The organism is Symbiopectobacterium sp. (genome assembly GCF_051710365.1).
Taxonomy (GTDB): domain Bacteria; phylum Pseudomonadota; class Gammaproteobacteria; order Enterobacterales; family Enterobacteriaceae; genus Symbiopectobacterium.
Map to the genome: position 1 here is coordinate 1 of NZ_JBPETA010000122.1, position 10,212 is coordinate 10,212.

The 10,212-nt window shown below is 55.4% G+C and carries 5 protein-coding genes; 3 read left to right on the plus strand and 2 right to left on the minus strand.

Annotation, left to right across the window (positions count from 1 at the left end; genetic code table 11):
* Window positions 1-293 precede the first annotated feature (293 nt).
* Window positions 294-1,802 (minus strand): methyl-accepting chemotaxis protein, encoded by a 1,509-nt coding sequence (locus ACTBDZ_RS11740; RefSeq protein ID WP_438815442.1) that lies wholly within the window; start codon window positions 1,800-1,802, stop codon window positions 294-296.
* A 340-nt stretch (window positions 1,803-2,142) separates the two neighbouring features.
* Between ACTBDZ_RS11740 and ACTBDZ_RS11745 the strand changes: the two genes are divergently transcribed.
* Both ACTBDZ_RS11745 and ACTBDZ_RS11750 read left to right on the plus strand, forming a co-directional pair.
* Window positions 2,143-4,695: a YdbH family protein gene (locus ACTBDZ_RS11745; protein ID WP_438815443.1), complete on the plus strand. Its 2,553-nt coding sequence runs from the start codon at window positions 2,143-2,145 to the stop codon at window positions 4,693-4,695.
* 55 nt (window positions 4,696-4,750) lie between these two features.
* The gene (locus ACTBDZ_RS11750) at window positions 4,751-5,029 is read left to right on the plus strand and encodes a YnbE family lipoprotein (RefSeq protein WP_438815446.1); all 279 of its coding nucleotides are present in this window, start codon (window positions 4,751-4,753) and stop codon (window positions 5,027-5,029) included.
* Between the two features lie 123 nt (window positions 5,030-5,152).
* Here the strand turns inward: ACTBDZ_RS11750 and ACTBDZ_RS11755 are convergent, their stop codons facing one another.
* Window positions 5,153-5,752 (minus strand): FMN-dependent NADH-azoreductase, encoded by a 600-nt coding sequence (locus ACTBDZ_RS11755; protein WP_438815444.1) that lies wholly within the window; start codon window positions 5,750-5,752, stop codon window positions 5,153-5,155.
* 254 nt (window positions 5,753-6,006) lie between these two features.
* Between ACTBDZ_RS11755 and hrpA the strand changes: the two genes are divergently transcribed.
* On the plus strand, window positions 6,007-9,894 hold the full coding sequence (hrpA, locus tag ACTBDZ_RS11760; RefSeq protein WP_438815445.1) for an ATP-dependent RNA helicase HrpA: 3,888 nt from the start codon (window positions 6,007-6,009) through the stop codon (window positions 9,892-9,894).
* The last annotated feature ends 318 nt before the right edge of the window (window positions 9,895-10,212 follow it).

A 10,212-nucleotide genomic window follows, 5' to 3' on the forward strand; every position in this document is an offset into this window, starting at 1 on the left:
AGTTCAGTATTGGTGACAGACCACCACAAGTATCCAACCTCAATTCTGTTCACAAGACCATCGTTGATGTTCTCGGCGAGCGATACCGTCGAATTTATTCTTAAAGTAGGTGCGGAATGACGGATCCTATCCGGCTGCGGGTCACGTATTCAATGTGTTGCTCCGCAATAAAAATAGTATTCATGCTCTATGTTCTCTTCATGCATTCAGGCTGGTTTTAAACACCTTTTTTGCATGCCAGACTATGTAGCAATACACTCATTGAATACGTGACCCGGCTGCGAAACGAGGGCTTAACGCGGGGCGTTGAAAACGGAAATGGCGCGGGCCATATCGGCAATTTGCCGCTCCAATTGATCGGTCGCGCTGTGCGACTGGCTGGCTAATACGGTATTTTGATGGGTCAGCTCATCTATCTTGGTGACCGCGCTATTGATCTGGTTTAGTCCGTGTGATTGCTCCTGCGTGGCCAGGCTGATCTCCTGCATCAAATTGGTGACACGTTGCACCTGTTGCAGGATGTTCCCCATGGACGTATGAGTATGAGAAACCTGATGTTCTCCGGCGCTGATGGTGTTGAGCGTCTCATCAATGATGGCGGCGATGTCACGCGCTGATGCGGCGCTCTTTTGCGCCAACGAACGTACTTCGCCGGCTACCACGGCAAAACTTCGCCCCTGTTCTCCGGCATGTGCCGCTTCCACGGCAGCGTTCAACGCCAGAATATTGGTCTGGAAGGCAAGGTCATCGAGTACGCTAATAATATCGGTAATACGCGCGCTGGACTGTGTGATCGCTGCCATGGTGGCAGACACCTGACCTACGGCCTCCTCGCCGCTGTTGACCGCTCGATTGACATCCTGTGTGAAATGAGACGCTTGCAATGTGGCATCCGCATTGCTTTTAATGGTGGCGGTAAGTTGTTCTACGGACGCCGCGGTCTGTTGCAAATTGTCTTCGGTGTCTTCGCAGCACTGCGACAGCGTATGATTACCCTGCGCGATATCTCGGCAGGCGGTATTCAGCGCTTGCAGGTTGCTGTTGACGTCGTCAACGAATGTACGAAAGTTCAGGCCGGATTGGTTGACTGCACGCATCAGCATGCCGATCTCATCGACGCGGTCCAGTTGTTTCATGGAGTCTGCCTGGCCAGCGGCGGCGCGCATTGCCTGTTGCAAAATGTGCGCGAGTGGTGCTGCTACCTGACGAACCAGTAATTCACAGCCCGCGATGGAGCTGGCGGCAAGCAGCCCCAGCGATAAGGGCAACAGACTGCACAGCAGAAAGCAGATACGAATACGCCAGCGCAAGGGTAAGGTTTTTGTCAGGTTTAACCATCCCCACAGGCCGCGATAGACTAACAGACCTTGAAAAAAGGTTTGGCGTGTCAGTTTACCGCGGTTGACCCGGTCATACAGGGCTTCAGCCTGGGCGATTTCCTCGTGGGTGGCGGCGATCCGTACAGACATGTACCCCGTAAGCCGATCGCCCTTTTTTAACGGTGTTGTGCTCGACTTTACCCAGTAGAATTCGCCATTTTTGCGGCGGTTTTTGACGATGCCCGTCCAGATGTTGCTCTTCTTTAGGGTGTTCCACATATCCGCGAACGCGGATGGCGGCATATCAGGGTGTCGGATAATATTATGAGGCTCCCCCATCAGTTCCTCGGCGTGGTAGCCGCTTACCTGAATAAAGTCTTTGTTGGCGTAGGTAATAAAGCTACCGGGTGTGGTCACAGACATAAGCCGTGTCTCAGCGTCCAATGAATAGCGCTGCGAGAGGATGGGAAGATTTTTGCGCATGACGTAGTCCTTTAAATACAAATTCCGGGTACAGCGTGGTTAACACAAGAAACGCATTACCTAACCTGAATGCCGTAACCCGTGGCCGTGGCACTTTTATGCTTATCAATGTGCCTTAAGCCTGCGATGATTTTGGTGCTAAAGCATTGCAGCTTTTACGCGTAAGTAAACATTTTATCACTAATCTGTAAGTAATATGTGCGCTGAATGGTGCAAAGCGTGACTGAATAGGTTAACGAATGTTAATAATAAAGAAGTGTACACACTTCTGGACAGGTGAAAAAAACTGCTGCCGATCGGATCCCCAATGAGAAAGTGTCTGTTTGCCGCAGGGAGCACAATGCTGCTTGTACTGGTTATCTGGTACACCTCACCCCAGTGGCTGGCCGCTGGGGTGAGAAGCGTATTGCCTGAAGGCGCATCCTTTACCTTGAAATCCCGTCCTGTCTGGCACCAGGGCGTGAATACGGCGGGTGTGCGCATTGCGATGGGCAACTGTGTGCTACTTGATGTCGATAATATCCAGCTCGCGCGCGCACAGCAGCGCTGGCGCGTGGACATTGACCGCTTCACGTTGGACACCGCCTGCCTGCCAGTGTCCTCCGCTGACGCCGCAGACGCCGAGCCGGCGTTACTGGCACAGTGGCAGGCGCGGCTGTTCGCTGCCGACATCAATATCGGCCGTCTGGCGGTTTTGCCATGGGACAGTTATGCCGGGCAGGTACAACTGGTGATTGATCGCCAGCAGCAATCCCTGCGTTACCAAAGTGAACTGTTATCGCTGACGGCAAAAGTGGAAGATACGCATTTTACGTTGGAGAGCGCGGAGTTCTCTGCACCGGATGTCGCTTCTCGTTTGGTGCTACGCGGTGAGGCAGATCTGGCGGAGAGCGTGTCGCAGCCGCCATTGCGTGGCGCGTTGCAAGGGCGCATGGAAAGCGGCAGTATCCCCGATCCGCTGACGTTGGCGCTGAACTGGCAGGGACCTCAAGGGGTTCTGCGTTTGGAGGCGCAACATGACAGCACGCCGTTGGTGTCGCTGCCGTGGAAAATGAGCCCAGACCGTATCGATATCGAAAACGGCGTCTGGCGTTGGCCTTACGCCGCACAACCCTTATCCGGTAATGTCTCAATGACGCTGCACGACTGGCTTGATGGCTGGCAGCAAACGCGCATTGATGCGCGTCTGAATATGCTGACGCAAGGGCATAACGGCAGGGCCAACGCCGTGCTGGTGCTGGGACCCGGTCGAGTGGGGCTGATTGATAGCGCCTTACGCTTTCAGCTTACTGGGCAGGCCAATCTGGCTGACATTTCGTTGAGTGCCACCATTCCCGGCGAGATCCGCGGTTCTGTTATCAATCCAACGCTGGCGCTGCTGCCGGGATCGCTACTGCGTGCCTGGGGGCGACCTTCGGCGCAGACGGTGCTGGAGGAGGCGCGCTGGCCGTTGGCCGGTGTGCGCTTGAATGCCAACGGTGTGAATGGTCGGTTACAGGCAATCGTCCGCGCTCAGGATCGCTACTGGGGACGTATAGCGCTGCACCTGGATGGGCAGGCGCAAGATTTCTGGCCGGACAAGGGCCGCTGGCAGTGGCGTTATTGGGGCGAAGGGCGGTTGCCGCCGCTCGGGAGCCAGTGGGATGTCGCCGGGCATGGACGTTGGGAAGATTCGCTTATCACGGTTGAGCAACTCTCCAGCGGGTTGGATCAGTTGCGCGATGGCCGCGTGCTGGCGCACCAACCGCGTTTAACCCTGACAGCGCCATTGCAGTGGCAACGTAAAGTCGGGGAGGAACATTTCGCCGGTGCATTGCGCCTGACCTCGCAGCGGGTTGACTTGGGGGAAGGCGGATACCTTCCCCCTTCACAGTTGCTGTTTAGCGTCGAAGGACGTAGCCCATCCCATTTTCAATGGCAGGGCGATCTCAATGCGGAAGCGATTGGACCGGTAGCGCTGCGTGGCCGCTGGGATGGTGAACGTCTGCGCGGTATGGGATGGTGGGCGGCGCAGCCGTTAACCGTGTTTCAACCACTGCTATCGCCGAAACTGAACATCAACGTCCGTTCGGGGGAATTTTATGCGCAGGTGGCTTTTTCAGCCGCTCGTCAGCAGGGCTTCAGTGCAGGTGGGCACTGGGTGGTTAAAAATGGCAGCGCCTGGCTGCCGGATGGGGAAGTGCGCGGCGTCAATTTTGTTTTACCGTATCGTTTTGCGCAGCACCGCTGGGAATTTGGTGTCAAGCACCCCGTCACGCTGCATATCGACAAACTGGTCAGCGTCTTCACCATGCAGGATATCCATCTGGCATTGCAGGGCGCTTATCCCTTCAGTGAGCGCAATCCTCTGATTTTGTCGCAGGCGGAGATGGGCGTGCTCGGGGGCAGAGTCAGTCTCTCTGCGCTGCGTTGGCCGCTGCGCGATCCGGTGTTGTTCACCGTCGAAGGCGTTGATTTGAGTGAACTGGTGACCGCGCTCAAGATAAAGCAGTTTGCTCTTTCAGGAAAAATGAGTGGTGTACTGCCGCTCGATTTCACCGACCCGAACCAGATGATCACGCGTGGACAGCTGCGTAGCGACAAATCACTTACGCTGCGTCTTGACCAACAGCTGGCCGATGAGCTGGCGCAACGTAACATGGCGCAAGGTGCCGTGGTGAACTGGCTACGTTATCTGGAAATCAGCCGTGCCTATGCTTCTGTGGACATGACGCCGCAAGGTGAAATGGCGCTGCTGGCGCATATTGAAGGCAAGAACTCGACGCGTAGCAGGCAAAAACCGGTCATACTTAACTACCGCCACTGGCAGGATCTGAGCCAGCTTTGGCAAAGCCTGCGCTTTGGCGGCACCGTGCAGGACACACTAGAGCAACGAGCCAATGAACGAGAATAAATTCAGGAAATTAGGCAGTGCGCGCACGCGACGTCGTTCTGTCTGCGCACCTTACGTGGCTGCAAGCCTGCTGACGGTGCTGCTGGCAGGCTGTGTGCCGCGCATTGAGGTGGCTGCACCTACCACACCGATCACCATCAACATGAACGTCCGGGTTGAGCACGATATCACTATTCGTGCTGATAAGGATGCCACGCGATTGCTGGAATCCGGTAATAACGCGGCGGCGGAGGCAGTGAGTGAAAGCGAAAGCCGGGTGGAAACCACAACCCGAGAACAGACGCGTGCGCAAACGGTAGTCACGCCTGCTGCGGCGGCGGCTCAGGGGCGCTGAAAGCAAAAAAAGCGCGTCGAAAGACGCGCAGTGGCTAACCAAACACACAATATTGAGACAGGGTAGTAATGATGAATCTGGGGCCTGATGCCGCATGCGCCATCAGGTAACGGCAAACTAGGATTACGCTGCCGCCAGTGAAGAGAGCTGTGCTTTTGCCGTTTCGGTCGCTTTCTGAGCAACATCCGGGCCGTAGCCTTCTGCAAACACAAATTCCACGTTGGTAATGCCGATAAAGCCTAGGAACAGACGCAGGTACGGTTCCAGCAGATCAGACGGAGTACCTTTGTGGATGCCGCCACGGCTGGTCAGTACGATTGCGCGTTTGCCTTTCACCAGACCTTCCGGACCTTGTTCGGTGTAGCGGAATGTCACACCGGCACGGGCAACCAGGTCAAAGTAGTTCTTCAATTGGGTCGGGATATTGAAGTTGTACATCGGTGCGGCCAGTACCACCACGTCATGCGCCTGCAATTCGGCAATCAGGGTATCAGACAGTGCCAGTGCTTCTTGTTGACGCGGTGTCAGCGGCGCATCGGAAGGACGCAGTGCGCCCACCAGTTCACCATCCAGCACCGGAATCGGGTTGGCTGCAAGGTCACGCACGGTCAGAGTATCGTTCGGGTGCGCGGCTTGCCATTCGGCGACGAAGTGATCCGCCAGTTGGTTTGACTGGGAATACCCTGCCAGAATGCTGGATTTAAGAACTAGTACTTTGCTCATTGTGTCATTCCTTTTCTCGTTTGGATGGGGTACGTCTTGTCATTGCCCCCGGATGACTAGCATCTTATGCAGTGTACCAACAGGTTGAAAGTGCAATATTTCGAGGGCATTGTTCGATTTTATTGAACAAGAGAAAAAGGGCACGGTGATAACAGCCGCGCCGGCATGTGATAACATGCCCGCCGAATGATAAAACGCAGGCGCAGAGGCAGCCTGCGTAGCGCTTGCGCGATATACGTTTGAGGAACAGGATTGTGACATCACCCCTTACAGCATTGTCATCTCAGTTGGATGAGCTCATGTTGCGCGACAGGTTGCGCCTGCAACGCCGTTTACAGAGGGCGGCGAAAGTGCGTAACCCACAGGCGCAAGCCGCTATTGCGCAGGAACTCGGTGTAGAGATCGCTGCGGCGCAAACGCGCGTTGTGCAGCGCCGGGCCAGTTGTCCGGCCATCAACTACCCGCCCGCGCTGCCGGTAAGTCAGAAGCGTGACGAGATTTTGCGCGCGGTGCGCGATAACCAGGTGGTGATCGTTGCCGGTGAAACCGGTTCAGGCAAAACCACCCAGTTGCCGAAGGTCTGCCTGGAACTGGGGTGCGGTGTCAGAGGCATGATTGGTCATACCCAGCCGCGTCGTCTGGCTGCGCGTGCCGTGGCCGATCGCATCGCGGCCGAATTGGATACGCCGCTGGGCGGCTGTGTCGGTTATAAAGTGCGTTTTAACGATCAGGTGGGGGAAACTTCACTGGTGAAGCTGATGACCGACGGTATCTTGCTGGCGGAGATTCAGCAAGATCGGTTATTGATGCAGTATGACACCATCATTATCGATGAGGCACATGAACGTAGCCTGAATATCGATTTCATATTGGGCTACTTGCGCCAGCTGTTGCCAAAACGCCCCGACCTCAAGGTTATCATCACGTCGGCAACCATTGATCCTGAGCGCTTTTCGCGCCATTTCGGCAATGCCCCGATCGTGGAAGTGTCAGGGCGTACCTACCCGGTGGAAGTACGCTATCGTCCGGTGGTTGAAGAGGCGGATGACAGCGATCGCGATCAGCTACAGGCGATTTTCGATGCCGTCGATGAGCTGAGCCGCGAAGGGCCGGGGGATATTCTGGTGTTTATGAGAGGCGAGCGGGAGATTCGTGATACCGCCGATGCGCTCAACAAGTTGGACTTTCCACACACTGAGGTGGTGCCGCTTTATGCGCGCTTATCCAATCAGGAACAAAACCGTGTTTTCCAATCCCACGCCGGGCGGCGTATTGTGCTGGCCACTAACGTGGCGGAAACCTCACTCACGGTGCCGGGTATTCGTTATGTGATTGACCCCGGCACGGCGCGTATCAGTCGCTACAGCTACCGCACCAAGGTTCAGCGCTTGCCGATCGAAGCCATTTCGCAGGCGTCTGCCAATCAGCGTAAAGGGCGCTGTGGCCGCGTGGCCGCCGGGGTTTGTATTCGGCTCTATTCGGAACCCGATTTCTTGTCGCGTCCTGAATTTACCGACCCGGAAATCTTGCGCACCAATCTGGCTTCGGTCATTTTGCAGATGACATCTCTCGGGTTGGGTGATATCGCCGCGTTTCCGTTTGTTGAAGCGCCGGATAACCGCAACATTCAGGACGGTGTGCGTCTGCTGGAAGAGTTGGGCGCGATCACTACCGCTGAGAACGGTCACTACCGCTTGACGACGTCAGGACGGCAGTTGGCCCAGTTGCCTATCGATCCGCGCCTGGCACGCATGGTGCTGGAGGCCAGTAAAACCCGCTGCGTGCGTGAAGTGATGGTGATAACCGCCGCGCTGTCGATTCAGGATCCGCGAGAACGCCCACTGGACAAAAAGCAGGCGTCCGATGAGAAACACCGGCGCTTTGTCGATAAATCCTCCGATTTCCTCACGCTGGTCAACCTGTGGAACTACCTGCGTGAGCAGCAGCAGGCTCTCTCATCCAGCCAGTTCCGTAAACAGTGCCGCAGTGACTACTTGAGCTACCTGCGCGTGCGCGAGTGGCAGGATATTTACACCCAACTGCGTCAGGTTGTGAAGACCCTGGGCATCCCGGTTAACAGCGAACCGGCTGACTATCTCAGCGTTCACTGCGCTCTGTTGACCGGCATGCTTTCTCATATCGGTCAGAAAGATGTAGAAAAGCAGGAGTTTACCGGCGCGCGCAATGCACGCTTCGCGCTGTTCCCCGGTTCTGCGCTGTTTAAAAAGCCGCCTAAATGGGTAATGGTAGCGGAATTGGTGGAAACCAGTCGCTTGTGGGGACGCATGGCGGCCCGCCTGGAACCGGAATGGATTGAACCGGTTGCACAGCACCTGATTAAGCGGAGCTACAGCGAACAGCACTGGGAAAAAGCGCAGGGCGTGGTGATGGCGCAGGAAAAAGTCACGCTGTATGGCTTGCCGATTGTGGCGGCGCGAAAGGTTAACTACAGCCAGATTGATCCGGTGCTGGCGCGTGAACTGTTTATCCGCCATGCGCTGGTGGAAGGGGATTGGCAAACGCGGCACGCCTTCTTTCGCACGAATCTCAAACTGCTGGCGGAAGTGGAAGATCTTGAGCACAAATCACGCCGTCGCGACATTCTGGTCGATGACGACACGTTGTTTGCGTTTTACGATCAGCGCATCCCGCACGAGGTTATCTCAGCCCGTCACTTTGATAACTGGTGGAAAGCTGCCAGCCGCGCAGACGCAGACCTGCTCAACTTCGAAAAGAGCATGTTAATCAAAGATGGCGCGGAGAAGGTCAGTGCATTGGACTATCCCAATTTCTGGCATCAGGGGGCGATTAAACTGCGTATATCCTACCAGTTTGAGCCCGGTGCCGATGCGGATGGGGTCACGGTGCATATTCCGCTGCCGATTCTCAATCAGGTGCGTGAGGAGGGGTTTGAATGGCAAATTCCCGGTCTGCGTGAAGACCTGATCATTGCTTTGATCAAGTCCTTGCCCAAACCGTTACGACGCAATTTTGTGCCGGCACCTAACTATGCACAAGCCTTTCTCGGGCGTGCCACGCCGTTGGAGCGGGGGCTGCTGGAATCGCTGGAGCGTGAACTACGCTTGATGACCGGTGTGACCGTGCCGCGTGAAGAGTGGCAATGGGAACAGGTGTCCGATCATCTGAAAATGACGTTTCGCGTGATAGATGAGAAAAATCATACGTTACGCGAAGGCAAAGACCTAGCGGCGCTGAAAACCCAGCTTAAAGAGAAAGTGCAGCAGACCTTATCTGCCGTTGCAGATGATGGGCTGGAACAGCAGGGACTGCATATTTGGAGCTTTGGCACCCTGCCGGAACGCTATGAGCAGAAGCGCGGCGGTTACTCGGTGAAGGCTTACCCGGCCCTGGTGGATGAGAAAGAGAGCGTCGCAATCCGGGTATTTGATACGCCGGAACAGCAGCAGAACGCGATGCGCCACGGCCTGCGTCGCCTGCTCTTGCTCAATATCCCGTCCCCCATCAAATATCTGCATGAAAAGCTGCCGAATAAAGCCAAGCTGGGGCTCTATTTCAACCCCTATGGCAAAGTGCTTGATCTGATCGATGATTGCATCGCCTGCGGCGTTGATAAACTGGTGGCACAATCAGGGGGCGTGGTATGGGAGGAAGCCGCGTTCCAGCAGTTGCATGAAAAGGTGCGCGCGGATCTGAACGAAACCGTGGTTGATATCGCCAGGCAGGTGGAGCAGATCCTGACCACTGTTTTCGCTATCAATAAACGTCTTAAGGGCCGGGTCGATATGGCGCTGGCGTTGGCGTTAAGCGATATCAAAGCACAACTGAGTGGCTTGGTTTATCGCGGCTTTGTCACCGATGTCGGCTGGCAGCGACTGCCCGATGTGTTGCGCTATTTGCAGGCGATTGAGCGTCGGCTGGAAAAATTGGCACAGGATGTTCACCGCGACAGGGCGCAAATGTTGAAGGTGGAGCAGGTGCAGCAAGCCTGGCAGCAGTGGTGGCATAAGGTGCCTGAAGCGCAGCGCGATGATGACAGTGTGAAAAATATTCGCTGGATGATTGAAGAGCTACGCGTCAGCTATTTTGCCCAGCAACTGGGCACACCCTATCCCATTTCGGATAAACGGGTGCTGCAAGCCATGGAGCAGATTGTGCTGTAAGCGTCAGCGGCGTATTACCAAGCAAAAATGCGGGTGGAGCGGAAACGGTACGCCTGCTTTTTTTATGTCCGCTGCTTTAGCAAAGAGGGGCGTTGTGTGAGTGATACGCAGTGGTAAGCACGACGGGGTAGTGGGAGAAGGATAGGCGTCGGTAGGTGATAAAACGACGGAGGATTACGATTTTATGCTGGCATCATGTGTATTAGTCGCGACTTGATCTGACACTGGACCTTGCAAGGTTGAGAGTTACCGGTTTTGATATGGGTGTCCAATCCTTATACAAAACACGAGGTAACTCTCATGATTCATACTAACAAT